Source organism: Dyella sp. ASV21, from assembly GCF_016428975.1.
In the GTDB taxonomy this organism is placed as follows: domain Bacteria; phylum Pseudomonadota; class Gammaproteobacteria; order Xanthomonadales; family Rhodanobacteraceae; genus Dyella.
In genome coordinates this window covers 47,271-72,486 of the sequence record NZ_JAELTT010000019.1, presented here as the reverse complement: position 1 = coordinate 72,486, position 25,216 = coordinate 47,271, and the positions used below count along the sequence as shown (strand labels likewise).

General features: G+C 64.5%; 24 protein-coding genes. 18 read left to right on the top strand and 6 right to left on the bottom strand.

Features of this window, described 5'->3' with window-relative positions; all coding sequences use genetic code 11:
• From JHD67_RS08950 to JHD67_RS08940, 3 genes are all read left to right on the top strand, one after another.
• Positions 1-123, top strand: a 123-nt coding sequence (locus JHD67_RS08950; protein ID WP_199098829.1) for an integrase core domain-containing protein, incomplete at its 5' end; no start/stop codon positions are given.
• Positions 124-151: 28 nt separating this feature from the next.
• Positions 152-298, top strand: a complete 147-nt coding sequence (locus JHD67_RS08945; RefSeq protein ID WP_199098828.1) for a hypothetical protein — start codon at positions 152-154, stop codon at positions 296-298.
• A 244-nt stretch (positions 299-542) separates the two neighbouring features.
• Entirely contained in the window at positions 543-773 is a 231-nt protein-coding gene (locus JHD67_RS08940; RefSeq protein WP_199098827.1) for a hypothetical protein, read from the top strand.
• Between the two features lie 64 nt (positions 774-837).
• Here JHD67_RS08940 and JHD67_RS08935 read toward each other — a convergent pair whose 3' ends face one another.
• A complete protein-coding gene (locus JHD67_RS08935; RefSeq protein ID WP_199098826.1) occupies positions 838-1,011 on the bottom strand; it encodes a hypothetical protein in 174 nt (57 codons plus the stop codon).
• A gap of 269 nt (positions 1,012-1,280) precedes the next feature.
• On the opposite strand from JHD67_RS08935, the gene JHD67_RS08930 reads away from it, so the two are divergent.
• The 3 genes from JHD67_RS08930 to asnB all read left to right on the top strand — a co-directional run bounded on the left by JHD67_RS08930 (position 1,281) and on the right by asnB (position 3,619).
• Positions 1,281-1,673, top strand: coding sequence for an STAS/SEC14 domain-containing protein (locus JHD67_RS08930; protein WP_199098825.1), 393 nt, complete (start codon positions 1,281-1,283; stop codon positions 1,671-1,673).
• Positions 1,674-1,724: 51 nt separating this feature from the next.
• A complete protein-coding gene (locus JHD67_RS22620) occupies positions 1,725-1,853 on the top strand; it encodes a hypothetical protein (protein WP_255557157.1) in 129 nt (42 codons plus the stop codon).
• Between the two features lie 92 nt (positions 1,854-1,945).
• Entirely contained in the window at positions 1,946-3,619 is a 1,674-nt protein-coding gene (gene asnB, locus JHD67_RS08925; protein WP_199098824.1) for an asparagine synthase B, read from the top strand.
• Between the two features lie 350 nt (positions 3,620-3,969).
• On the opposite strand, the gene JHD67_RS22890 is transcribed toward asnB, so the two are convergent.
• A complete protein-coding gene (locus JHD67_RS22890; RefSeq protein ID WP_199098823.1) occupies positions 3,970-5,277 on the bottom strand; it encodes an aspartyl protease family protein in 1,308 nt (435 codons plus the stop codon).
• 164 nt (positions 5,278-5,441) lie between these two features.
• Here JHD67_RS22890 and prfB point away from each other — a divergent pair.
• Together prfB and lysS are read left to right on the top strand one after the other, a co-directional pair.
• Positions 5,442-6,567, top strand: a protein-coding gene (gene prfB, locus JHD67_RS08915; protein ID WP_199098822.1) for a peptide chain release factor 2 whose coding sequence is annotated in 2 segments (ribosomal slippage) — positions 5,442-5,516 and positions 5,518-6,567 — 1,125 coding nt in all. Because the reading frame shifts where the segments join, the coding sequence is not laid out codon by codon here.
• A gap of 190 nt (positions 6,568-6,757) precedes the next feature.
• Positions 6,758-8,299, top strand: a complete 1,542-nt coding sequence (gene lysS, locus JHD67_RS08910; RefSeq protein ID WP_199098821.1) for a lysine--tRNA ligase — start codon at positions 6,758-6,760, stop codon at positions 8,297-8,299.
• A gap of 55 nt (positions 8,300-8,354) precedes the next feature.
• Here lysS and pip read toward each other — a convergent pair whose 3' ends face one another.
• A complete protein-coding gene (pip, locus tag JHD67_RS08905) occupies positions 8,355-9,308 on the bottom strand; it encodes a prolyl aminopeptidase (protein WP_199098820.1) in 954 nt (317 codons plus the stop codon).
• A 145-nt stretch (positions 9,309-9,453) separates the two neighbouring features.
• Here pip and JHD67_RS08900 point away from each other — a divergent pair, with 145 nt between their 5' ends.
• The 6 genes from JHD67_RS08900 (at position 9,454) to JHD67_RS08875 (ending at position 17,188) form a co-directional block, all read left to right on the top strand.
• Positions 9,454-9,759: a YciI family protein gene (locus JHD67_RS08900; RefSeq protein WP_199098819.1), complete on the top strand. Its 306-nt coding sequence runs from the start codon at positions 9,454-9,456 to the stop codon at positions 9,757-9,759.
• Complete coding sequence (locus tag JHD67_RS08895) at positions 9,756-10,019, top strand: BolA family protein (protein WP_199098818.1); 264 nt, start codon at positions 9,756-9,758, stop codon at positions 10,017-10,019. Before JHD67_RS08900 ends, JHD67_RS08895 begins: the two co-directional genes overlap by 4 nt.
• Before the next feature lie 301 nt (positions 10,020-10,320).
• Positions 10,321-13,830, top strand: coding sequence for a chromosome segregation protein SMC (gene smc / locus JHD67_RS08890; protein WP_199098817.1), 3,510 nt, complete (start codon positions 10,321-10,323; stop codon positions 13,828-13,830).
• 9 nt (positions 13,831-13,839) lie between these two features.
• Entirely contained in the window at positions 13,840-14,871 is a 1,032-nt protein-coding gene (gene zipA / locus JHD67_RS08885) for a cell division protein ZipA (protein WP_199098816.1), read from the top strand.
• Between the two features lie 91 nt (positions 14,872-14,962).
• The gene (locus JHD67_RS08880) at positions 14,963-16,534 is read left to right on the top strand and encodes a phospholipase D family protein (protein WP_199098815.1); all 1,572 of its coding nucleotides are present in this window, start codon (positions 14,963-14,965) and stop codon (positions 16,532-16,534) included.
• A 336-nt stretch (positions 16,535-16,870) separates the two neighbouring features.
• Complete coding sequence (locus JHD67_RS08875) at positions 16,871-17,188, top strand: antitoxin Xre/MbcA/ParS toxin-binding domain-containing protein (RefSeq protein WP_233171746.1); 318 nt, start codon at positions 16,871-16,873, stop codon at positions 17,186-17,188.
• Here the strand turns inward: JHD67_RS08875 and JHD67_RS08870 are convergent.
• Genes JHD67_RS08870 through JHD67_RS08860 form a run of 3 tightly spaced genes read right to left on the bottom strand, consistent with a single transcriptional unit; the run spans position 17,182 to position 19,290 of the window.
• Positions 17,182-18,747: a PepSY-associated TM helix domain-containing protein gene (locus JHD67_RS08870; protein WP_199098814.1), complete on the bottom strand. Its 1,566-nt coding sequence runs from the start codon at positions 18,745-18,747 to the stop codon at positions 17,182-17,184. The two genes, JHD67_RS08875 and JHD67_RS08870, sit on opposite strands and share 7 nt — an antisense overlap.
• Before the next feature lie 16 nt (positions 18,748-18,763).
• Positions 18,764-19,021 (bottom strand): hypothetical protein, encoded by a 258-nt coding sequence (locus tag JHD67_RS08865; protein WP_199098813.1) that lies wholly within the window; start codon positions 19,019-19,021, stop codon positions 18,764-18,766.
• On the bottom strand, positions 19,018-19,290 hold the full coding sequence (locus JHD67_RS08860; protein ID WP_199098812.1) for a hypothetical protein: 273 nt from the start codon (positions 19,288-19,290) through the stop codon (positions 19,018-19,020). The genes JHD67_RS08865 and JHD67_RS08860 overlap by 4 nt, the downstream gene beginning before the upstream one ends.
• A gap of 175 nt (positions 19,291-19,465) precedes the next feature.
• Here JHD67_RS08860 and JHD67_RS08855 point away from each other — a divergent pair, with 175 nt between their 5' ends.
• The 4 genes from JHD67_RS08855 to JHD67_RS08840 are packed head-to-tail and all read left to right on the top strand — an operon-like array spanning position 19,466 to position 25,176.
• On the top strand, positions 19,466-20,044 hold the full coding sequence (locus JHD67_RS08855) for a S24 family peptidase (RefSeq protein WP_233171745.1): 579 nt from the start codon (positions 19,466-19,468) through the stop codon (positions 20,042-20,044).
• 12 nt (positions 20,045-20,056) lie between these two features.
• On the top strand, positions 20,057-20,680 hold the full coding sequence (gene imuA, locus JHD67_RS08850) for a translesion DNA synthesis-associated protein ImuA (RefSeq protein ID WP_199098811.1): 624 nt from the start codon (positions 20,057-20,059) through the stop codon (positions 20,678-20,680).
• Positions 20,681-20,692: 12 nt separating this feature from the next.
• On the top strand, positions 20,693-22,102 hold the full coding sequence (locus tag JHD67_RS08845; protein WP_199098810.1) for a DNA polymerase Y family protein: 1,410 nt from the start codon (positions 20,693-20,695) through the stop codon (positions 22,100-22,102).
• Positions 22,099-25,176 carry an error-prone DNA polymerase gene (locus JHD67_RS08840; RefSeq protein ID WP_199098809.1) on the top strand — a complete coding sequence of 1,026 codons (3,078 nt, stop codon included), beginning with the start codon at positions 22,099-22,101 and terminating at the stop codon, positions 25,174-25,176. Before JHD67_RS08845 ends, JHD67_RS08840 begins: the two co-directional genes overlap by 4 nt.
• The last annotated feature ends 40 nt before the right edge of the window (positions 25,177-25,216 follow it).

Genomic DNA, 25,216 nt, shown 5'->3' with positions numbered 1-25,216 from the left:
GAACGATGGCGGCGGTTTTACAACGAGCAGCGACCGCACAGCTCGCATGGCTATAAGCCGCCGGCCACCATCCGGCGAAACTGGTCCCAACCCGATATCATCCCCGCTGAACTCACTGCCTGATTGGCCACAAAGTTCGTACGCAGGTCAGATGGCCTATGTTCCTGGCCCCAAGGAAGATATTCCGTGGGCAGATTCCGTTGGCAGTCAGGCGGGCTCGACGGATGCGTTGGCGGATGGCCAGATCCACCAGATGGGCAGCGGCGTCACGCTCCTCACGCCGCTCGATCCAACGTAAGTGTTTGGGATCGTTTGAGGCAGCGGCAAGGTTATTCACGCGTCACGCGTGCTGTTGTTGGTGGGCGTGACCGAACTGAAACGCGCGGCGTCAATCATTAAGCATGGTGGCGTTGGCTGGCACGCTCCTTGATTGCTCTGGTTACGGAACAGCAAACGGTCCCCGTTCTGCGCTGTGGCCTATGGGAGCGCCAGCCCGTACAGGGCGTGGCGTGGGGTTGGTGTGTGTTTGAGGAGCCACCGCCATGGATATGAACTTCACCTTGATCGACGAGAGTGGCGAGTCCATCGATGTCTACTGTGAGGTATTCGATCGTGGCGAGTCGGTGTACTGGCGCGCGTGGCTGTACGGCTATGCCACCTTGCTGGACACGATGGAGGGCCGCGCGTTCCGCGAGACGGCGATACCAGGGCAGATCCAGGCGGAGATCATGTTGAACGGTATTCGGGCGCAGACTGACACCCGGCGACACTAATGACCTGGCAGCTATGCTTGCCTACCCCTCAAACAAAACCCCGCGCAAGGCGGGGTTTGTGGTTTTAGTGGGGCTCCGTCAGGGCGCGCAATCGCTCCTGATAGGTGGCATGGGATTCCTGGTAGAGCCCCGACCAGGGGTTCAGTACGTAGCCGTCGACGGGCTCGTGCGATACGCGCGGTGCGTCGGGGTGCGTGGCCGTAGCGGCAAGCGGTGCATCTAGGGTCATCGGATCCATATGCATCCTCGGTGGGTTACGGGAGGCTCAGCCTATCGACGGCCTTGTTCGCATGCGGTTAAGGAAAATATGCATTTTCGGCAACGCAAAACTTATGCGCCTGGATGTTATTGACAGTCTCGTGACGCGGATGGATTTCCTTTGCACGGCGGCATGTGTCGCTCTGCGGCAGAAATGGCGTGGCTGCGCGCGTTGCGCCGATTCGCGTCATGACGCCTCGGTAACACGCTGTTTGCGATACAGCGCTGAGTTACCGAGGAGCACGGGTCATGATCGAGCAGATACAGGATTTGCCGCCAGGCGCATTGGGTTTTCGTGCGAAGGGGCAAGTAACCGCAGAGGATTACGAGCGCGTGATCGTGCCGGATGTGGAGGCGGCCTTTGCGATCACGCGTAAGTTGCGCCTGCTGTATCACGTAGGCCCGGAGTTCACCGGTTTTGCGCCGGGCGCCATGTGGGAGGACGCCATGCTGGGCTTCCGCCATTTCAGCGGCTGGGATCGGGTGGCGTTGGTGACTGATGTGCCCTGGCTGCGCGCCGCCGCATTGGCGATGGGTTTCGCCGTGCCGGCGCAGTTTCGCGTGTTCCGCAATGACGACTACGAGGTGGCGTTGAGTTGGATGCGTGAGCCACGGGCGGAACCGAACAATGGGAACACTTGAAACTTTCAGGGGTACTTGTCAGTGCGCCCGCGCTGTGGTGAAGTCGGTCCCATGACTTCGTTTTCTGCTCGCCTTGCTGCCATGACCGTCGCTTCCGCGATGGCGGGCGAGTGCGTGCGTGCGCTGAACAACAATAACGCCAATAACAATACCCGCGACCACGGGTGGGCCAGCGTGTAAGCAACAGTCTTCATTTTCACACGCAAAAAGGCCCGCTCCCAGCGGGCCTTTTTGTTTTTTCGCACACGAAAAGCCAACAAGGAATCTGTGTCATGTGTTCGATCTTCGGCATGTTCGACCTGCAGCCCGGCGATGACCTGGCGGCGTTGCGCCAATTGGCGCTGGAGTTGTCTCAGCGCCAGCGTCATCGCGGCCCGGACTGGAGTGGGGTGTTTGTCGATGCGGGTGTGATCCTGGTGCATGAGCGCCTGGCGATCGTCGATCCCGCGAGTGGTGCACAGCCGCTGCGTTCGCGCGATGGTGAGCTGGCACTGGCGGTCAATGGCGAGATCTACAATCACCGCGAACTGCGCGCCGCCAGTGCTTACGATTTCACCACGGGTTCCGATTGCGAAGTGATCAACGCGCTGTATCGCGAGCAAACATCGCCAGTGGAATGGGTGGCGCGCCTCAATGGCATTTTTGCGTTTGCCCTGTGGGATAGCGAGGCGTCACGTTACGTGATTGCGCGCGATCCGCTGGGGGTTTGTCCGCTGTATTGGGGGCACGATGCGCAAGGTCGGTTGTGTGTGGCCTCGGAAATGAAGGCCTTGGTGGGCGTGTGCGAGGACGTGGCGCCGTTTCCGCCGGGGTATGTGTACGACAGCGCGGATGGCGAGCTGCGTCAGTACTACCGCAAGCCCTGGCGCGACTATGTGGGCACGCAGGGGCGCCAGGTATCGGCGGACGAATTGCGCGGGGCCTTTGAGCAAGCGGTGCACCGCCAGCTCATGACCGATGTGCCGTATGGCGTGTTGTTGTCGGGTGGTTTGGATTCTTCGTTGGTGGCGGCGTGCGCGGCGCGTTTTGCGCGGCATCGCGTGGAGGAGGATGATCGCGCGGAGGCTTGGTGGCCACGCCTGCATTCGTTTGCGATTGGCCTGGAAGGCTCGCCGGATCTAGCGGCGGCGCAGGTGGCGGCGGATGCGCTGGGTACGGTGCATCATGGTTTTGTCTACACCTTCTGGGAGGGTTTGGATGCGCTGCCGGAGGTGATTCGACACATCGAAACCTACGACGTCACCACCATTCGCGCCTCTACGCCGATGTATCTGCTCGCACGTCGCATCAAGGCGATGGGCGTGAAGATGGTGTTGTCCGGCGAAGGTTCCGATGAGATTTTTGGCGGTTACTTGTACTTCCACAAGGCGCCTTCCGCGGAGGCATTCCACGAAGAAACCGTACGCAAGCTCGATGCGCTGCATAGCTATGATTGTTTGCGTGCGAACAAGTCGATGATGGCCTGGGGCGTAGAGGCGCGCGTGCCGTTTCTGGACCTTGAGTTCCTCGATGTCGCGATGGGCATGGATGCTCGCCACAAGATGGCGGGGCAGGGCCGTATTGAGAAGGCGGTGTTGCGCGAGGCGTTTCAGGGCGCGCTGCCCGACGAAATCCTATGGCGGCAGAAGGAGCAGTTCAGCGATGGCGTGGGCTATGGCTGGATCGATGGGCTGAAAGCGCATGCCGAGCAGGCAGTGAGCGACCGTGAGTTCGCGGCGGCCGCCACGCGCTTTCCGCACAATCCGCCGGCCACCAAGGAGGCGTATCTGTATCGACGCATTTTCGAGAAGTTCTACCCAGGGGCGGCGTGTGCGGCCACGGTGCCGGGCGGCAAATCCATTGCGTGCTCGTCGCCCGCTGCGTTGGCCTGGGACCCGGCGTTTGCCGGCGCAGCCGATCCGTCGGGCCGCGCGGTGAAGGGGGTGCATCAGCAGGCGCTGGCTTAAACGGGGTGGATGGGGCGGAACGGTGGTGTTTGCGTTTCGCGCGACGTGATTTCCTTTGGGGCGATGCAACGGCGCTGGATTCCCGCTTTCGCGGGGAGGACGCTTTGTTTGCATGCGCCCTGAGGGGATGTCCGGGCCAAGATCCGCCCAGAGCCATCGACAGAATGGAATGCAGCCGTCATGCCCGCGAAAGCGGGGGTCCCGTGTCTTTGATGCGGACGCGCCACGTCTCCATTGCCGTCGCGCTATTCAAGGGCCGGTCGCACCGTGGGCAGGCACGGTTTCGTTCGCGCCCGCCTGACTCCCCGGGTTCGGGAAGTCAGGCGTCACCGCGGCTTTGCCAGCCACCCTCAGCGTAGATTCGGGTGCAATAGGAAGCACTGGTGCTGATGGCGATAGTCCAGCAGGAAGTCCATGTCGCGTAGTGCGCCGGCGCCCAGGGTGATCGGGTGCGTATTCTGTGTGGCGTCGGTGTAGACCTCAAAGAGCATGTCGAACGGCTGGCCGGCAAGGGTGATCTGCACTTTGGCGGCGTCGCCGTGGACCAGGGCATGATTGCCGCCGATGTCGTGCAGCTGGCTGGTGCGACGATGCAGGGCGGTGGCCTGGTCCAGTGCGGCGCGCGTGCCGAGCAGGTACTTGGATGCGCCGGTGTCCAGCAGGACGGATTGGGGCTGGCCGTTCACGTCCAACCGGGGCAGCAGGCGCAAACCATTCCCCCACAGGGCGGAGCTGGTCAGCATGGGGCTGTCGCAGGCGGGTACGGTGGAGTCCGCGCCATATACCTGAACCGCCTGGCTGCTGATGCGCAGCGTGCCCAGTGGCGCCAGCAGGTTGCCGCCGATCAGGTGGATCGGGTTGGGCACGATGGTGACGGGCACGTTGTGCAGGGTGATCTCGCCCAGTTGCAGCGTATCCAGCACGCCGGCCTGGGTTGGCACGCCCTTGCTGATCCAGCCGTTGGTGTTGCCGTGCTTGTCCAGGGGTTTGACGCCGTAGCGGCGGGCATCTTCCTCGCCAAGAATCAGGTCGCTTGCGCCGGTGTCGAGGATAAAGCTGGCCTCGTGTCCGTTCGCCTGGCCGGTTACCGTGGGCACGCTGGCCCCTTGCTTGAGCGGCAGGGTGGCGTCGCCTTTGGGTAGCTCGTAGCGAAGGGGCGGCACATCCTCCTGGCTGGCGAGGAAGGCTTGCATGGCCTCGACTTGCTTGGGTACGTGGTGATCCTGGTAGCGCTGCACCAATGCCCGTTCGGCGGCGATGGCCTCAGCCACCCGGCCGGCCAGTCGCAGGTTGCCCACGCGGAACTGGCCGCAGGCCAGGGCGATGGCGGGGTGGTTGTCGAACAGGGCTTGTTCGCACTGCTCGGCGTCCGCGCTGGCGGCATCCAGGTTGAAGTGGACTCGCTCCAACGCCATGGCCGACCACAGGTGCACGATGGGGTCGGTTGCCTGCTGGTACGTCTGCATCAATGCGGACGCGTCGGCCTCTCGCATGGCTTTGAGAATGGCGGTGATATCCGCGCTTTCGGCGGCGCGGTTTTCCTCGCCGTCCGGCGCGGCTCCCGTTTGTGCCGCGTGGGCGTTTCCGTAGCCGCCCAGCCCGCATGCCAGCAGTATGAGCCATGTCCATGCCCTTCCTTGCTTGTGTCCCTGACGCACGTGTGGCTCCCTTGAATGGTCCGTGGGTTCGCGGCCCGTCGGTTGAGCGGCGCCGCGGCGCTATCAACGCACCAACCACGTAACGGTTGTCACCGTGGCGTTTTGGCAGGCTGGCGGGGTCCTCTGGTATCCTTGAGGGCTTAAGCTTTGGAAGCCAAACCACAATGATCGAGATCAATCCGATCCTTGCGCAGATTGCGGACCTCAAGGGCCGCGTCGAGTCGCTTAGGGGGTATCTTTGACTACGCCACCAAGCGTGAGCGTCTCGAAGAAGTAAGCCGCGAACTGGAAAGCCCCACCGTGTGGGACGATCCGCCGCGCGCGCAGGAGCTGGGCCGCGAACGCGCCCGCCTGGACACCATCGTCAGCGGCATCGATACGCTGAGTGCTGGCCTGGCCGATGCCGGCGAGCTGGTGGAAATGGCCGCCGCCGACAATGACGAAGGCACCCTGCAGTCCGTGATCGACGATCTGGGCAGCCTTGAGGCCAAGGTGGCCAAGCTGGAATTCCAGCGCATGTTCTCCGGCAAGATGGACGCCAACAATGCCTTCGTGGATATCCAGGCCGGCGCCGGCGGCACCGAGGCGCAGGACTGGGCTGAAATCCTGCTGCGCATGTACCTGCGCTGGGCTGAGTCGCGTGGCTGGAAGACCGAGCTGTTGGAAGTCTCGGGCGGCGAAGTGGCCGGCATCAAGTCCGCCACGTTCCGCGTGGAGGGCGACTACGCCTATGGCTGGCTGAAGACCGAGATCGGCGTGCACCGCCTGGTGCGCAAGAGCCCGTTCGATTCGGACAACCGCCGCCACACCAGTTTCACCTCGGTATTCGTGTCGCCGGAAGTGGACGACGACATCGACATCGATATCAACCCGGCCGATCTGCGGACCGACGTGTACCGTTCGTCCGGTGCCGGTGGTCAGCACGTGAATAAAACCGAGTCGGCGGTGCGCATTACGCATATCCCGACCAATACCGTCGTGGCCTGCCAGACCGAGCGCAGCCAGCACGCCAACCGCGACCGCGCCATGAAAATGCTTGCGGCCAAGCTGTACGAGCTGGAGCTGCAAAAGCGCAACGCCGAGAAGGATGCGCTGGAAGCCTCCAAGTCCGATATCGGCTGGGGCAGCCAGATTCGCAACTACGTGCTCGATCAGAGCCGTATCAAGGATCTGCGCACCGGCATCGAGCGCTCGGACACGCAGAAGGTGCTGGATGGCGACCTCGACGAATTCATCGAGGCCAGCCTCAAGTCGGGCCTGGATGCAGGCGCCAAGCGCGTGGATGCATAACGCTCACGCGCGCTTGGTTTAGATGGTGCTTTGCCGGTGACCCCGCGATAGCTGGGGTTCCAGGCCCTTCAGGGGCGGCAAAGGTACTGGGCCCCGGCGCTGGCCGGGGTGACGTTCTAATAAGTGGGGCGCTTGTTTCGCGCATGCGCCGCCACGATTGGCAAAACATCAACACACTGGAATTCCACGCATGACCAGCGACAACGTTTCTCCTGCCTCCGCTCCTGAGTCCGTCCCGCAGGACGAGAACAAACTCATTGCCGAGCGTCGCGAGAAACTGAAAGCGCTGCGCGCGCAGGGCGTGGCTTTTCCGAATGACTACAAGATCGATGCCTTCGCCGGCGATCTGCAGGCGGAGTTTGCGGATGTCGAGAAATGGACGGCCGAGGCCATCGAGGCGCAGGGTCGCCGCGTAAAGGTGGCGGGTCGCATCATCCTCAAGCGCGACCAGGGCAAGGTCGCCTTTGTGCAGATGCAGGATTTCAACGGCCGCATCCAGCTGTTCATCCACCAGGGCACGGTGGGCGAGGATACCTACAAGGCGTTCAAGAGCTGGGACATGGGTGACATCGTGGGTGCCGAGGGCATGCTCATGCGCACCCGTACCGGCGAGCTGTCGGTGAAGGTGGAGTCGCTGCGCCTGCTCACCAAGAGCTTGCGCCCGCTGCCGGACAAGCATCACGGTATGGCGGACGTGGAGCAGCGTTATCGCCAGCGCTATGTCGACCTGATCGTCACCGAAGAGGCGCGTCGCACCTTTGCGCTGCGTTCCAAGATCATCGGGTTTATCCGCAAGTGGCTGGAAGCCGAGCCGCGGCGCTTCATGGAAGTGGAAACCCCGATGATGCACGTGATCCCGGGTGGTGCCACGGCGCGTCCGTTCATCACGCACCACAATGCGCTGGATATGGACCTGTATCTGCGCGTGGCACCGGAGCTGTATCTCAAGCGTCTGGTGGTTGGTGGCTTTGATCGCGTGTACGAGATCAATCGCAATTTCCGTAACGAGGGCGTGTCCACCCGGCACAACCCCGAGTTCACGATGCTCGAGCTGTATCAGGCTTATGCCACCTACACCGAGATCATGGACCTCACCGAGGCGGTGATCCGCGATACGGCGCAGAGCGTGATCGGCACCACCCAGCTCACCTGGGAGGGCACCATCATCGACGTGGGTCCGGCCTTCCGTCGCTGGAGCATGGAAGATGCCGTGATCGAACATAACCCGGAGATTCGTCGCGAAGACCTGCGCAACCGCGAGGCGATGGCCGCCCACGCCAAGCGCCTGGGTTGCCAAGTGAAGGGCGATTTCGGCTGGGGCCGCTTGCTGTTGGAGATCTTCGAGAAGACGGTGGAGCACACGTTGATCCAGCCGACTTTCATTACGCAGCATCCGGTGGAAGTGTCGCCGCTGGCCCGCGAAAGCGATACCGATCCGGGCATCACGGACCGCTTCGAGCTGTTCGTCAACGGCAAGGAAATCGCCAATGGGTTCTCCGAGTTGAATGACCCGGAAGACCAGGCTGCGCGCTTCCAGGCGCAGGTGGACGCCAAGGCCTCGGGTGACGACGAGGCGATGCACTTCGACGCCGATTACATCCGCGCGCTGGAGGTGGGTTTGCCGCCGACCGGTGGCCTGGGCATCGGTATCGATCGCCTGGTGATGCTGCTGACCAATGCCTCGTCGATCCGCGACGTGCTGCTGTTCCCGTACATGCGCCCCGAGGCGTAAGTCGGCACACCATGACGTGATGCCAAAGCCTCGGCCATGCCGGGGCTTTTTTGTTCTAGCCGTAGCGGTCGGCCAGTGCGTCTGTGGCCTGCACCAGTTGATCGACGATGGCGGGGTCCGCAGCACTGTGTCCGGCCAGCACGATGTGCAGTTTGGCCTCTGGCCATGCATCGGCGAGATCGCAGGCACTCTTTACCGGGCAGATGATGTCGTAGCGGCCGTGCACGATGGTAGCCGGGATGTGCCGTATGGCTCCGAGATCACGCAATAGCTGGCCGGGCTCCAGGAACATGGCGTGGCGGAAGTAGTGCACCTCGGCACGCGCAACGCTGATCGCGACCTGCGGATTGTCGAAGTTGCCCGGTTCGTTCGGGTCGTGGATCAGCGTGGTGCTACCGCCCTCCCAGTTACCCCAGGCCATGGCGGCGGCCAGGCGCACGGTCTCGTCGTCGCTGTCCAGGCGGCGCCAGTAGGCTTCCACCAGGTCGTGATGTTCGCTCTCGGGAATGTGTGCAAGGTAGCGCGCCCAGCGCTCCGGGAAAATCCAGGATGCGCCGCCATCGAGTTCGTTGAACCAGCGCAATTCGCCCGGGCGGGCAAGAAAAATGCCGCGCAACACCAATCCCAAGGCGCGCTCGGGATGTGCCTGTGCGTAGGCGAGCGCCAGGGTGGAGCCCCATGACCCGCCAAAGACGCCCCAGCGCTCGATCCCCAGATGCTCGCGGATCGCTTCGATGTCGGCCACTAGGTGCTGGGTGGTGTTATTGCGCAAGTCTGCATGCGGGGTGGATTTGCCCGCGCCGCGTTGATCGAACAGTACGATGCGATAGCGCGTCGGATCGAAGAAGCGGCGATGGTACGGCGACAGCCCCGCGCCCGGGCCGCCGTGCAGGAACACCACCGGCAGCCCTTGCGGGTTGCCGCACTCTTCCACGTAAAGCTCGTGGATATCATCGACGGCCAGCCGCCATGTGCGGTACGGCTCAATCTCGGGATACAGCTCGCGCACCGGTTTTCTCCCTTGGCAAGGCGGCGAGCATACCCATGCATCGGCAAGGCGTGGAAGATGGCCGAGCGGGGCGCTGCGTACGGGGCGCGATGCGCGTCGGCATAGTCGGCTAAACTCTTTCGTTTCGCCCCGCAGGAGTTTGCCCATGTGGTTTGCCATTGTCGGCACCGACGTCCCCGACTCTCTGGAAAAGCGCAAGGCGGTTCGCCCGGCGCATATCGCTCGCCTGGAAAAGTTGCTGGATGAGGGGCGTTTGCTGGTGGCGGGCGCGTTTCCGGCCATCGAGTCGGAAGACCCGGGCCCGGCCGGCTTCACCGGCAGCCTGATTTTGGCGCAGTTCGCCTCGCAAGCTGAAGCGGAGGCCTGGGCCAAGGATGACCCGTACGTGGCGGCAGGCGTTTACGCCCAGGTCTCCATCAAGCCGTTCCGCAAGGCACTGCCGGCCGCATGAGCACCGCGATGCTGGAGCAGATTCGTGAGCGCCTGCAGCAGGCGCTCGATCCCATTGAGCTTGACGTGCTGGACGAGGGTCACAAGCACGCAGGGCACGCCAATGCGGGCAAGGGCCACTTTCATGTGCGCGTGGTCAGTGCGGCGTTTGCCGGGCAGCTGTCGATCAAGCGGCACCGCCTGGTTTACAGCGCCCTGCAAGGTTTGATGGACAACGGCATCCACGCCCTTTCCATTGACGCCAAAGCGCCGGGCGAATAAGCGCGCCGCAGCGCTGGCTGGCGTTCCGTCCGGGGTGCCGTCGTCGCGCTTTTGCCGTTTGGGCGTGGCGCGGTCCGTGAGGCTCTGTGCGCCTGCACGGGGTGCTTTCGTCGGAGCGGGTTATCCGCGGATTGGGGCGGGATCAAAAGCGACTGACTTAAATCTTTTGATAACATTGACTTACGCGTAAGTGCTAAGGTAAAGCCTATCTGTCACGCGCATTGCGGGTCCGCCCTGCGTTTGGCACAGTGACCTATCGCCCGGGCACCCGGGCCTTTTCCCTTTTGCCGCCGATGCCCGCATGCGCCTGACTACGATCAAACTCGCCGGCTTCAAGTCCTTCGTGGACCCGACCACCCTGCATCTGCCGACCAATATGACCGGCGTGGTGGGGCCCAATGGTTGCGGCAAGTCCAACATCATCGACGCCATTCGCTGGGTGATGGGCGAGAGCGCGGCCAGCCGCTTGCGCGGCGATTCGCTCACCGATGTAATCTTCTCCGGCTCCAATGCCCGCAAACCGGTGGGGCAGGCGACGGTGGAGCTGATTTTCGATAACGCCGACGGCACCATCCAGGGTGAGTACGGGCAATACGCCGAGATTTCCGTCAAGCGCCAGGTGACCCGTGACGGTCAGTCGGCCTATTTCCTCAATGGTGCGCGCTGCCGTCGTCGCGACATTACGGATCTGTTCCTGGGTACCGGCCTGGGACCGCGCAGCTACTCGATCATCGAGCAGGGCATGATCAGCCAGATCGTGGAGGCTGCGCCCGACGAGCTGCGCACCCACCTGGAAGAAGCGGCCGGCATCTCCAAGTACAAGGAACGCCGCAAGGAAACCGAGAGCCGTATCAAATCCACCCGCGAGAACCTTGACCGCGTGCGCGACGTGCGCGACGAGGTGGACAAGCAGCTTGAGCACCTCAACCGCCAGGCGCGCGCCGCCGAGCGCTGGAAGGCCCTCAAGGAAGAGCAGATCCGCAAGGAAGCCGAGCTGCGCGCGCTGGAATACCGCGCGCTCAAGGGCCAGCACGACAGCGAGGGCTCCGGTCTTTCCGCTGCGGAAATCGAGATCGAAAAGCAGGTGGCGGGGCAGCGTCACGTCGAGGCGCAGCTGGAAAGCGTGCGCGAGCGTCACGTGGGTGCTACCGAGCATCTCAACGCGGTCCAGGCCGAGGTCTACAAGGTCGGTGCGGAAATTGCTCGCGTGGAGCAACAGGTGCGCTTCAATCGCGAAACCGCTGACCGGCTGCAGCGCGCCCAGGTCGAGGCCGAGCGCGAGCACGCCGAATTGGCCGACCACATTGCCAACGACCGCGCGCAAGTGGAATCGCTGCGCATGGCGCTGGCCGAGGGTGAGCCCAAGCTGGAAGCCTTGCAGCAGATGCAGGACGATACGGCCGAATCCCTGCGCGACAGCGAAACCAAGCTGGCCGATTGGCAGCAGCGCTGGGATACGCACACGCGCACGGCGGGTGAATCCAGCCGTGCCGCCGAGGTGGAACGCACCAAGCTCAATTACCTGGATCGTCAGGCGGTGGATCTGGCCCGTCGCCGCGAGACACTGGAAGCCGAACAGAAAGCTACCGACGTGGCAGCGCTGGACGCGGCAGCGGAGCAGCTCGATATCGAGCACGACACGCAGCGCGAACGCGTAGAGTCGCTGGGTAGCCTGCTCGACCAGCACAAGCTGGCACACGAGAAGGTGCTGGACGAAGAGCGCCAGGTGCAGGCGGCACTGAACGAGGCACGTCAGCAGCTGCAGACGGCTCGCGGCCGCCAGGCATCCCTGGAGGCCCTGCAGCATGCGGCGCTGGGGCAGGAGGAGAGTGCGGCCAGTACCTGGCTGGCTCGCCTGGGCCTGGACAAGTCGCGTCGCCTTGGCGAGTCGCTGCAGGTAGAGGCTGGCTGGGAGACGGCGGTGGAAACCGCGCTTGCCGGCTACCTGGATGCCGTGCTGGTGGATGGCGCTCACGGCCTGGCGTCGGAGTTCGCCTCGCTGGAAGGCGCCGACGTTGCGCTGGTCGATGGCGCCGAAGGCGGCGCGCAGACGGCCGGCACGCTGGCGGCACATGTGCGCGGCCCGGCCGCGGCCATCTCCATCCTCAATCACGTGCTGACCGCCGATTCGATCACGCATGCGCACCAGTTGGTGTCGGGTCTGTCGGCGCTGGCCCCGTACCAGTCGGTGATGACCCGGCAAGGTGAGTGGCTTGGCCCGGGCTGGGCGCGCGTACGCCGTGCACAAGGCAATCAGGTGGGCGTGCTGGCCCGTGAGCGTGAGATGCGCACGCTGGCCGAGCAGATCCTGGCGCTGGAAGAGCGCATCGAGGAAGCCACCAACACGCTGGATGACCTGCGCACGAGCAAGTTCGAAGCCGAGCGCGCCCGCGATGACGCTCAGCGCGAGCTGTACAACGCGCATCGTCGCCAATCCGAGCTGGCCGGCCAGTTGCAGAGTCACCGCGGCAAGATGGAAACGGCGCGCGCCCGTTCCGAAAAGGTGGCGGGCGAGCTGAGCGACCTGGTCAACCAGCTCGACGAGTTGCAGACGCAGACGCGCGAGGCGCGGGCTCGCCTGGATGAATCAGTCGGCCATATGGGCGATCTGGAAGATGTGCGCCGTGAGCTGGAGAACGAGCGCCGCGCCTTGCTGGAGGCGCGCGAAGAGGCGCGCATGAATGCGCGTGAGGCGGCTGACCAGGCGCATGCGCTGGCCTTGTCGATGGAATCCAAGCGCTCCTCGCTCGGTTCGCTGGAGCAGGCGCTGGCGCGCATGGAAACCCAGTTGCGGCAGATCGAGGCGCGGCGCTCCGAGATCACCGCGCAGCTCGCCGCCGGTTCGGACCCGATTGCCGAACTGGAGGCCGAGCGCCAGACCTATTTGGATCAGCGCCTGCTGGTGGACAAGCAGTTGGTGGAGGCGCGTCGCGCCCTGGAAGACTGCGATGGCGAATTCCGTCGCCTGGAGCAGGAGCGTCAGCGCATCGAGCAAGGGCTCAATACCCTGCGCGAGGGCTTGTCGCAGAAGCGCCTGGCGGCGCAAGCGCTGCAATTGCGTGCCGAGCAACTGGCCGAGGCCATCACCGCTTCGGGCCTGGAGCTGGAGCCGCTGCTGGCTGAGCTGGCCCAGGATGCCGATGCCAGCCAGTGGCGCAGCCAGCTGACCGACATCGGCCAGAAGATCGTTCGTCTGGAGCCGGTGAACCTTGCGGCCATCCAGGAGCATGCCGAGCAGAGCGAGCGCAAGACGTACCTGGATAACCAGCTCGCCGATCTGGTCAGTGCCATGGAAACGCTAGAGGCGGCGATCAAGAAGATCGATCGCGAAACGCGCCAGCGCTTCAAGGAAACCTTCGATCGCGTCAATGCCGGCGTGCAAGAGCTGTTTCCGCGCCTGTTCGGCGGCGGCCATGCTTACCTCGAGCTGACGGGCGATGACCTGCTCGATACCGGCGTGGCGATCATGGCGCGCCCGCCAGGCAAGCGCGTTTCCAATATCACCCTGTTGTCCGGTGGCGAGAAGGCGCTCACCGCGGTGTCGCTGGTGTTCGCCATCTTCGGCCTCAACCCCGCGCCGTTCTGCCTGCTGGATGAGGTGGATGCGCCGCTGGACGAGGCCAACGTGGGCCGTTTCTCCAGCATGGTGAGGGAGATGAGCGAGAAGGTGCAGTTCATCTTCGTCAGCCACAACAAGGCCACCATGGAGGCCGCGTCGCAGCTATGCGGTGTGACCATGCGTGAGCCTGGTGTTTCGCGATTGGTGCAGGTGGATCTCGCCGAAGCAGCTAAACTTGCGGGCGCAGCTTGAGGACTTGATATGACCGCGCAACCCGTACTCGCTTTTGCCTGGAATCCCGCTGTGGGCATTCCGATGTTGATCGTTGGCCTGATCGTGCTTGCCTTGATCTGGTTGTTCGGTCAGCCAAAGAAGGAGCAGGGGAAGCGTCGCGTGGTGCCTAACCCCGGTGGCGAGCGTCGCGAGCCGACCTTTGGCGGAGCGGGCGGTGACGAGGTGATGGATGAGCCATCCTTCAGTGCGCGTGACGATTTCGACATGGACCCGCTGGGCCACCACTCGCCGCAGCAAGGTGAGCTGGATGTGGGTTTGCGTGAAGAGTTGGAGCGCCTTGGCGCCACGCTCGCCGGAAAGGACAAGCTGGAGCCGGCGCCTCTCGGCAAGCCGCAGGGCATTGCCGCCTCCATCGTGGATGCATTGCGTGCGCCGCCCGAGCAGTTCGAGCAGAGCCTGGCGCAGGCGACCGGACATGCCGAGCCTGCCGTAGCACACGCGCCGGTCGAGCCGGCACCTGTGCCTGCCGCCGCCCCGGTCGCAGCCCCTGCGGCTGAGCCGGCACCGCGCGTACCGCCGCGCTCCGAAGTGGGGCGTCGCCCAGAGCGCATGCCGGTGGAGCGCATCGTCACGTTGTTCGTGGTGGCGCGGGAGGGCAGTGTGTTCAATGGTGCCGATTTGATCGTGGCGGCCGAAAAGGCTGGCTTGGAATTCGGTGACATGGGCATCTATCACCGCCTGGTCGATGGCAAGCGCGAGCTGGGGCCGATATTCAGCGTGGCCAATATGCTCAAGCCGGGCAATTTTGACCTGAGTCGGGTGGATGCCCTGCGTACGCCGGGCCTGAGCTTCTTCATGACCTTGCCGGCGCCGATCCCCGCGCTCGATGCCTGGGACGCCATGCTGCCGACGGCGCAGCGCCTGGCGGAGTTGTTGGACGGCCAAGTGCTGGACGAGGAGCGCAATGCGCTGGGTCGCCAGCGTGTGGCGCACATTCGTGACGAATTGCGCGGCTGGGATCGCGATCACGAAGGCAAGGAAATCACCTTCGGGCGTTGATGCCTGAGATCCGGGCACCTTGTCCGGTCGGCGCACCGGGGCTTGCCTGCATGGGTGGCCTCGGACACAGTGCGATTCCAAGGAGGGACGCATGACCCGTCCATTGCTACGTCGCCTTGCCTGCCTGGGGCTATTGGCGCTCGCCGGCTGCACCCATTCCGATCTGCGCCCCGATTACCCGCGCTCCCCTAGCGCCATGTTGCCGGTGCGTGCCGACGCGCCGTTGGTGGACTATGCCCACCGCATGGCGGCGCAGCATGGCACGCAGTCCGGCGTGCGCCTTATCAGCGACTCGGGCGATGCGTTGCTGGCGCGTATCGCGCTGGCCGATCGCGCCCGGTATTCGCTGGATTTGCAGTACTACATGTTCCATAGCGATGCGACCGGCGAGCTGTTGGCGCAGCGCTTGCTGGTCGCCGCCGATCGCGGCGTGCGTGTACGCCTGTTGCTGGATGATCTGCATGTGGCGGGCAACGACGATGTGCTGCGCATCCTGGATGGCCATCGCAACATCGAGATCCGGCTGTTCAATCCATTCCTGGAGCGCGATGGCTCGCTGTGGGGTATGGGTAAGCAATTTGCCGGCGACTTCTCGCGACTGAATCGGCGCATGCACAACAAGGCCTTTATCGCCGATGGCGCCATGGCGATCGTGGGTGGCCGCAATATTGGTGACGAATACTTCGACGCCAACAACGAACTCAATTTCCGCGATCTCGACGCGCTCGCTGTGGGACCCGTGGTCACCGAAGTGGGGCAGGCGTTCGATCGCTACTGGAATAGCGAGCAGTCCTATCCCATCGGTGCGTTCCATCGGCGTGGCACCACGCCCGCGCAGCTGGAGGATTTGCGCACAGCCATGGCGGCGCACGCGCGCAGCTTCAGCCAGGGCAGCTATGCGCAGAACCTGGTGAGTCGCGTGGGTGACCTGGCCCACGAGGTGCCCTCCAGCGGCTGGGCCTGGGGGCAGGCCAGTTATCTGGCGGACGATCCGGGCAAGGGTAACCCCGAGGTCAATAGCAAGGATTTGCACATGGCCCCGGCGATCCGTGCCTGGATGGATGGCGCCGAGCACCGCCTCACGCTGGTCTCGCCGTACTTCGTGCCGGGCACCAAGGGCGTGGCCTACCTGCAGGGGATGCGTGAGCGCGGCGTGGCGGTGGAAGTGCTCACCAATTCGCTGGCTTCGACCGACGCGGGCGATGTGTACGTGGCCTATGCCTCGTATCGTCCCGCCTTGCTCAAGGCTGGCGTGCAGCTTTATGAGCTCAAGCCCGATGCGCGCCATAGTCGCGGCGGCAGTCATTTCTTCGGCTCGTCCTCGGGCAGCAACAGCCTGCATGCCAAGGCCATCGTGGTGGATGACACGCACGCGTTCGTGGGCTCGATGAACCTGGACCCGCGCTCGGTCGACATCAATACCGAGGATGGCTTGATCGTCGAGTCGCCTGCGCTGGCCAAGGCACTCCTGGCGATCTTTGCCGATGCCGCCAAGCCGGTGCACAGCTATCAGGTACGGCTCGACCCCAGGGGCGCGGTGTACTGGCAGGCCACCGGGGCGGATGGCCAAATCATTCGCTATGACCACGCGCCGGAAACCACTTGGTGGCGCCGCTTCAAGGTAAATATGGGCGGCCTGCTTCCCATCGAAAACCTGCTTTGACGGCAGCCTGCCGTCGTCGTCGGGACGGCGCACGGCTGGCGCGCACGGCATGAGGTTTGGGCGCGCCTCACGCTCCGTGGCAAGGCGCGTGCATGGCAAACACCGCCTTTAGATGCTCTCCAAAAGTCCTAGCTGATGACGTGGTGGATTTCACGCGGTATCAGCATTTGCTTGCGCATGATCGGCTCGCCAAAAGCGGCTTTGCGAAGGTGTTTTTCGCCAAGTTCTTTTGCGTGGACGCAGGGAGGGCGACCGTTGGTCGGCGCCTCCCTGGCCGGGGCGGGAGGGCGTCGTGGACTGCGTAAGCGATTCGTGTCGAGCAGAGGGAGTGCACGTATGCGCAAGATGACGATTAAGTTTCAGGACGTCGCCTCGGAGCTTGCCCAGATCAATGCCCTTCGGGACGATCTGATGGAGCGCGCATTCGGCGCGCTGGAGCAGCGTAATGCCACGCTGGCTGCGATGCTGGTGCAAAGCCTGGGCGACCGTCAGCGGGCGGTGCGCTGGATGTGCCGACACCAAAACGCCTTTGCCGGCCGCACGGCCTACCAGTTGCTGGCCGACGGGGAAGAAGACGCCGTGTGGGACGAGATTGCATTGATGGGGGACGCGCCCATGGCCGCGCGACTCAACTCGGTGCGCATGGCCTACTGAAGGTTGCTCGGCCGGGCCGCCCACACGCTGTTGGCGTCGCCATGTCGGGCTCGCCATGCACTGGCCCGTGCCAGGCGCGCGAAGCCTGCGCCCAAGGCCAGCCCGGCAAGGTCCACGCCCAGGATGGCCCGGCTGGCGGGTGTCCATGCCTGGGTGAGTTCGGGCATCTGCGTAAGTAGGTCGATGGCGGCGACGGAGGCGGTCAACACGGCGGTCGCCCAAAGCAGCTCGGAGGTGGCGCGTGCCACCGGGCGAAGACACGCGTAGGCGCACGCGGCAAGAAAAAGTCCGTAGCACGCCACGCGTTGTGGCTGGCCTGCATCCACGCCCAGTCGTGCCGCGACCCAGGTGGCCGCGAACGCGCCTGAAATCCCCAGGCAGGTGCCGATGCACACGCCAATGGTGGCGCGTGCCATCACCTGCGTGCGGCGTGGTTGGTCCAGGTGGCGGCGCTTGCGGCGCGACTCAATCCACAGCAGGTTGCCCGTATAGAACAAGAACGCGCCAGCCAGGCCAAGCGCGAAGTAAAGCCACTGCACGGTGCGGCCGCCGAAGCTGCCGAAGTGCAAGCCAAACAGCGCCGCGTAGCTGATGCCGTTGAGGCTGTAGCGGTCGCCTACATGCCGAGCCAGCACCGTGCCGTCATGGGCGGACATGGCCACCGTGCCGTAGGTGCCCAGGGTGTGCTGGGATTCTCCGCGCACTTCGGCCACGGCGTTGCGGTCGCCGTAATGCACGAAGTGGAGGTAGTCGGGCTCGAAGCTGGTTACCCCGCTGGCTAGCGCCTCTGACCGCGCGCGTGCGATCAGGGCCTCCACCGGCAGCATGGTCGCCGGACTGCCTGCCGCCGCCACGGCAGGCGTGGTCTGGGTGGCTTTGGCAAAGGCATCGAACAGCTTGCCGTCGAAGGCCACCGTGTTGAGTGCCATCAGGGTGATGGTGAACAGGCAGAAGATCGCGCCGGTGACGGCGAAGATGACATGGAAGGGCAGGCTGATGACGCCAATGGCGTTGTGCGCGTCTTGCCACAAACGCTTCAGGTTACGTCCGGCGCGCATGGCGAAGAGGTCGCCGATCAGCTGCGGCAGGTGAATCAGTATTCCCGAAACCAGTGCCAGGCCATACAGCACGCTGACGATACCCATCAGGTATAGCCCGATCACCGGCAAGCCCAGCGAGTCGTGCAGTGCGTAGACGAAGTCGGCCAGTTCGTTCTGGGAGGCCTCGCTACGCGGTGCGTCGAGCTGGCTGGCCGTGGCAAAACGGGCTTCGCCTTGCTCCTGCCAGTATGCGTAGGCGGCATGAGCGCCATCGGTCGGCAGCACGATGCCAAAGTCATCGCGCGCGGCGGCGTGGCGATCGAGCAAGCGGGTGATCAAGGTGTTCACGGACACATTCGCATCGACGGCACTGCGCCACGGCGGGTTCTGCCAGGTGGCGATGTCGTCATGGAACACCGTCAGCGCGCCCGCGTAGAACGCCACAAAGAGAAAGAAGCCGGCCAGCAGGCCGGTCCAAGTGTGTACCGCTTGATAGATGCGGATGGTGGCGGACTTCATGGCGACATCCCTGTACTCAGGCGCCCATGCCGCGACCGCCCCAAAGCGCCAGGAAGGTGACTGCGTTGGCCACGCCAAGCGTCAGCCAGGCGTGAGTGCCGCTGCGGAACAGGTAGGTGGCGACCATGACGGCCGTCCAAAGCGGAAAAAACAGAATCAATGCGGGAACCACATAGGCCGCGCCGTGCTCGGGCAGCCAGTGCAATGCGAGCGCCAGCAAGGCGGCGGCCAGCGGAAAGCCGAGCAGGGTGCCGGCGAGGCAGCGGGCGATCATGGCGTGCTGACTTGCTTACGGGCAGCGCGCCACCATGCCGCGTAGGGCAATACGATCCAGGCGAGCATCAGCGTGCTGAGCGCGGCGGCCACGCCGGGCCCGGTGCCGGTCGCGCGTAGCCATGCGGCGCAGCCGGTCACCGCGGCGAGCCAGCCGGCCAGGCGCGCTGTCGCCGGCAGCGGTTTGGCACGCCAACCCTGGTGTGCGCTGGCAAGATAGATAAGGGCTGCGCCTGCTGCGGTGAGCAGGAGCGCGCAAAGGGCGATCACTGGGCTGTGTTCCTTGGCCTCGCCGGGGGGGGCGAGGTTATTAATGAGAACAATTCTCATTTTGAGCGTGCGCGATGTCAACCGTTTCCGGCGTCTGGCGCCACTCGCAGGCGGCACGTATCTCATCTCTTGAGATGGTGATGGTGGTATCTTGATTGTCGTCCCGATAATCAAGATGACGGTTATGTCCCCTCCCGAGCACGGTGGAAGTCGCCCTGGCGCTGGTCGCCCGGCTGGCGAGCCCAGTCAGCGCATTCGTGTGCCGGAGAGTCAGGTGCCGGCGGTGCTGGCCTATCTGGATGCTTATCGCGGCGGCGCCTCGCTGGAGGCGCCGCGTCCGCTGTCGTTAACGCCTTCCACGGTGGGATTGACGGCCTTTCTCAGCCGCGTGCCGGCCGGGGTGCCGTCGATGGCCGCTGACGATGTGGACGAGGTCGTCGACCTCAACGAGCACCTGGTGCTGCCCGGGCACGAGCCGAGCACCTTCATCATCCGTGTGTCCGGCTGGTCGATGATCGGTGCCGGCATCTTCGACCGTGACGAGGTGCTGGTGGATCGCGCCCTCGCACCGCGCCAGGGCGACATCGTGGTCGCCGTGGTCAATGGCGAGCTGACCATTAAACGACTGGGCAAGGTAGATGGCCACGTGGCCTTGCTGCCGGAGAACGCGCATTTCAAGCCGATCGTTTTTCGTGACGGCGAGACCCTGTCGATCTGGGGCGTGGTTACCCGTTGCCTGCGCACGCTGCGCTGAGGGCGATGAAGCATGGGTCAGGTCCTTGCGCTCGATGCATTGATCCATGCTCGCCAGGTCTGGCATGGCCGCGCCACGCCCGCGCCCGGCGGCAGTCAACCCACCGGCTGGTCCCAGCTCGACGCGGTGCTGCCCAGCGGCGGCTGGCCCGAGCATGCGCTGACCGAAATCCTGCTGCCAGCCGATGGCATCGGTGAACTGCAATTGCTGCTGCCCACCGTGGCGCGATTGAGTCGTGCCGCGCGCCAGGTGATGGTGATTGCTCCGCCTTATCTGCCTTGTGTGGCGGGCTGGGAGGCGCGCGATGTGGTGATGTCGCAGGTGGATATCGTGCAGGCCGGCGAGCGCGATGTGCTGTGGGCTGCCGAGCAATGCCTGCGTTCGGGCAGCTGCGCTGCGGTACTGGCGTGGCCGCACGGCGCTGACGATCGCGCGCTGCGCCGCCTGCAGGTGGCCGCCGATACCGGCAAGGCGCTGGCCTTTGTGTTTCGCGATCGCCGCCACGCCGTGCAGGCGTCACCGGCGGCCTTGCGGCTGGAGCTGGAGGCAGGGGCATCCCTGCAGGTGCGGGTGCGCAAATGCCGTGGCGGCAACCCACCGATAAGCGCGGTGCCGCTGGCCGCCGGCTGGTCGTGAGGGGCGAGCAGCATGCTTTGGGCCTGCGTATTGCTGCCGCAACTGGCGCTGGACGGTGTCCTCCGGCGACGTGAGGACGCGCATGAGCCATTGGTGCTGGTCAGCGGTCCGGCGCAAGCGCGCGTGGTGCATGCAGCCAATCCGCCAGCGCGTGCGGCGGGCCTTTATCGCGGACAGAAACTGGTGGCCGCGCAAGCGCTGCTCAGCCAATTCGCCATGGTCGAGTATGACCGTGAAGACGAGGCCCGTTGGCAGCGCCTGCTGGCCGCCTGGGCGTATCGCTACAGCGGCGAGGTGGGACTGTTCACGCACGGGGTGGTGCTGGAGGTCAGTCGCAGCCTGAATCTGTTCGGGCCGTGGCCGCATTTCGAATCGCTGTTGCGTGCCGACCTGCGCGAGCTGGGCTTTCGCCACCGAGTTGCGCTGGCGCCCACGCCGCATGCGGCCTATGTGCTGGCCGGTGTGCATGATGGTCTGGCCGTGGAGGCGCCGGATGCCTTGCGGCATGCGCTGGCGCCAATTGCCATTGGGCAGGCGCGATTGCCCGCCGAGGTGGCGCAGGCCTTGCCGGCAATGGGTATCCGTTCGCTGGGGCAGTTGCTGCAACTGCCCCGCGCAGGCTTGCAGCGCCGCTTTGGTGGTGAGTTGCTGGCCTTGCTCGACCGCCTCACCGGCGACGAACCCACGCCCATGGAGAGCTATCGTCCGCCGGACACGTTCGAACAGCGCATGGAGTGGACACACGAAATCGAGCATGTCGAGGCGCTGGTATTTCCGCTGCGTCGATTGACTGCCGACTTGGCGACATATCTGGCCGGACGCGACGGCGGTGTGCAGCGCTTCGAGTTGGAGCTGGAGCATTGCCACGGTCCGCCGACGCGCGTTGCAGTGGGCATGTTGTCCGCCGGGCGCGACGCCACGCTGCTGTTCGACTGCGCGCGTGGACGCCTGGAGCGCCAGGTGTTGGCGCAACCCGTGCTGGCCATGCGCTTGATCGCGCGGGAGCTGCCGCCTTTCGTACCCGCGGGGCGTGACCTGTTCGATAGCCGGCCAGCCAACGCCATGCCGCTGGATCAACTGCGCGAACGCCTGCGTGCGCGACTGGGCGAGGATGCGATCCAGCAGTTGCGCCGCACGCTTGATCCTCGGCCGGAGTTTGCCCAGACCAGTGCGCCCGGCGTGCGCCCGGCGCAGTTGCCGGTGTTGCCGCGCCCCACCTGGCTGCTGGATACGCCGTGCCCCTGGCGCGGCCCATCGCCGGAGATACTGGCGGGCCCGGAGCGTATCGAAACAGGCTGGTGGGATGGCGGCGACTTGCGTCGCGATTACTACGTGGCGCGTACCGCGCAAGGACAATGCGCGTGGATGTATTGCGCACCGGGCGAGCAGGGCGCCTGGATGTTGCACGGGTGGTTCGCATGAACGACTACGCCGAGCTGCATTGCCTGTCGAATTTCTCCTTCCAGCGCGGCGCGTCCAGTGCGCAGGAGTTGTTCGAGCGCGCGAAAGCGTGTGGCTATCGCGCCCTGGCGATCACCGACGAATGCTCACTGGCAGGCATCGTGCGCGCTTTCGAGGCCTCGCGCGATACCGGTGTGGCGCTCATCGTGGGTGCGGAATTCCAGGTGGAGCAAGGGCCAAAGCTGGTGCTGCTGTGCGAGGATGTGGCGGGCTACCGAGCATTGTGTGCGCTCATTACCCGTGGCCGGCGCAGCGCGAGCAAAGGCATCTATCGCGTGACGCGCGCGGATTTTGCCGATGGACTGCCTGGCACCCTGGCTTTGTGGTTGCCGGAGGAGACGCCGCAGGTCGAGCATGGCGAATGGATGCGCAGCCTGTTCCGTGGGCGCCTGTGGATCGCGGTGGAATTGCATCACGGCCCGGACGATACGCGCCGTCTGGCTCAGCGCCAGGCGCTGGCCGACACCTTGCATTTGCCCATGGTGGCGGCGGGCGATGTGCATATGCATGTCCGTCGCCGGCGCGCCTTGCAAGACGTGATGACGGCGCTGCGACACCACTGCACCATCGCGGAAGCCGGTGGCCTGCTGTTTCCCAATGGGGAGCGTCACCTGCGCACGCGCGAGGCGCTCTCGGCCATCTATCCACCCGATTTGATGGCCGAGAGCCTGCGCATCGCCGAGCGTTGTCGCTTCGCCATGACCGATCTGCAGTATCGCTATCCGGCCGAGCTGGTACCCGAAGGGCACACCGCGACCAGTTGGCTGCGCCACCTTACCCGGCAAGGCGAGCGCCGGCGCTGGCCGCAGGGGACGCCGCCGAAAGTAGCGCGGCAGATCGACCACGAATTGAGTTTGATTGCACAACTCAAGTACGAGTCGTACTTCCTCACCGTGCAGGAGATCGTCAACTTTGCGCGCAGCAAAGACATCCTTTGCCAAGGGCGCGGCTCGGCGGCCAATTCGGCGGTCTGTTATGCGTTGGGCGTAACAGCGGTCGATCCGGACAAGACCGTTCTGCTGGTCGAGCGCTTCATTTCCGTCGAGCGCGACGAGCCGCCGGATATCGACATCGATTTCGAGCACGAGCGGCGCGAGGAGGTGATCCAGCATATCTACGAGAAATACGGGCGCGAACGGGCCGCCCTCGCGGCCACCGTTATCTGCTATCGCGGCCGCAGCGCGGTACGCGATGTCGCCCGCGCCCTGGGGTTGCCGGCGGACCAGATCGATCTCCTGTCGCGCACCTTCGCCTGGCAGGACGGTGACGATCCGGTGGAAGATCGCCTGCGCGAACGCGGGTTCGATCCGGAAAGCCCGCTGCTACGGCGCGTGCTTGCATTGACGGCCGAGCTGCGGAACTTTCCTCGCCATCTCTCCCAGCACGTCGGTGGCTTCGTGATTTCCGATCAGCCGCTGTCGCATCTGGTGCCGGTGGAGAACGCGGCCATGCCGGATCGCACCATTATCCAGTGGGACAAGGATGATCTGGATACCATGCGGTTGCTCAAGGTCGATTGTCTCGCCCTGGGCATGCTCACCTGCATCCGTAAATGCCTGGACATGCTGCGTACCCATCATGGGCGCGACCTCACCCTGGCCACCTTGCCGCCGGAAGATCCCGATACCTATCAGCTCATCCAGCGCGCCGACACCATTGGCGTGTTTCAGATCGAATCGCGCGCGCAGATGGCGATGCTTCCGCGTCATCTCCCGGAAAATTTCTACGATCTGGTGATCCAGGTGGCGATCGTGCGGCCGGGGCCCATCCAGGGTGACATGGTGCACCCTTATCTGCGGCGCAAGCGCGGCGAGGAGGCGGTGACCTATCCCTCGGAGAAGCTGCGCAGCGTGTTCGAGCGCACGCTGGGTGTGCCGCTGTTCCAGGAGCAGGTGATGAAGCTCGCCATCGAGGCGGCCGATTACACGCCGGGTGACGCGGATCAATTGCGCCGCTCGATGGCGGCATGGCGACGCAATGGCGACATGGAAATCCATCGCAGGCGATTGATGGATGGCATGTTGAAGAATGGCTTCACGCAGGAGTTCGCCGCGCGCCTGTTCGAGCAGATCAAGGGTTTCGGTTCGTACGGGTTTCCCGAGAGTCATGCGGCGAGCTTCGCACTGCTGGTCTATGCCAGTTGCTGGCTGAAATGCCATTACCGGGCGACCTTCCTGTGTGCCTTGCTCAATGCGCAGCCGATGGGTTTCTACGGGCCCAGCCAGATCGTGCAGGACGCGCAGCGTTACGGCATCAAGGTGCGCCCGGTCGATGTGCGCCACAGTCATTGGGACAACACGCTGGAATCGGACGCCGCCTCGCGTGGCGGATTCGCCTTGCGGCTTGGCTTTCGCCAGGTGCGCGGTTGTCGCGAGGATGTCGCGCTACGCATCGTGGCGGCCCGCGAGCGGCAGGCCTTTATCGATGTCGCGGATCTGTGCGCCCGTGCCGCACTGAATCGGCAACAACAGGAGGCGCTGGCCGAGGCGGATGCATTGCGTGGACTGGCCGGTCACCGTCATCGCGCGCGCTGGGCCATTGCGGGCATCGAGGCGCAGTTGCCCTTGTTCGGTCACGATAGCCCGGCCGAGGAGGACGTGGCATTGCCGCCACCCTCGCAAGCGGAAAACACGCTGGCCGATTACGCGCGCACCGGCCTCACACTGGGGCCGCATCCGTTGCAGCAGATTCGTGCACGCCTGCGCGCGGCGCGCTGTGTGGATTCGCGTGCGCTGCACAGCCGGCCCAACGCCAGCCATGTGCGTGCAGCCGGACTGGTTACCCAGCGACAGCGTCCGCAAACCGCCAGTGGCGTTACCTTTATTACCCTGGAGGATGAGTTCGGCCCCATCAATGTCGTGGTGTGGAGCCACGTGGCCGAGCGCCAGCGCCGGGTGTTCCTGGAGTCGCGCCTGCTCGCCGTGGATGGCAAGTGGGAACAGGTGGATGGCGTGAGCCATCTGATCGCGCATCGCCTGATGGATTTGAGCGAGCTGCTCGGCTCCCTGGATAGTCGCTCTCGTGACTTCCACTGACCTTATCCCCGTGGCGTCATGCCGCAGGGATAAGCTCTGT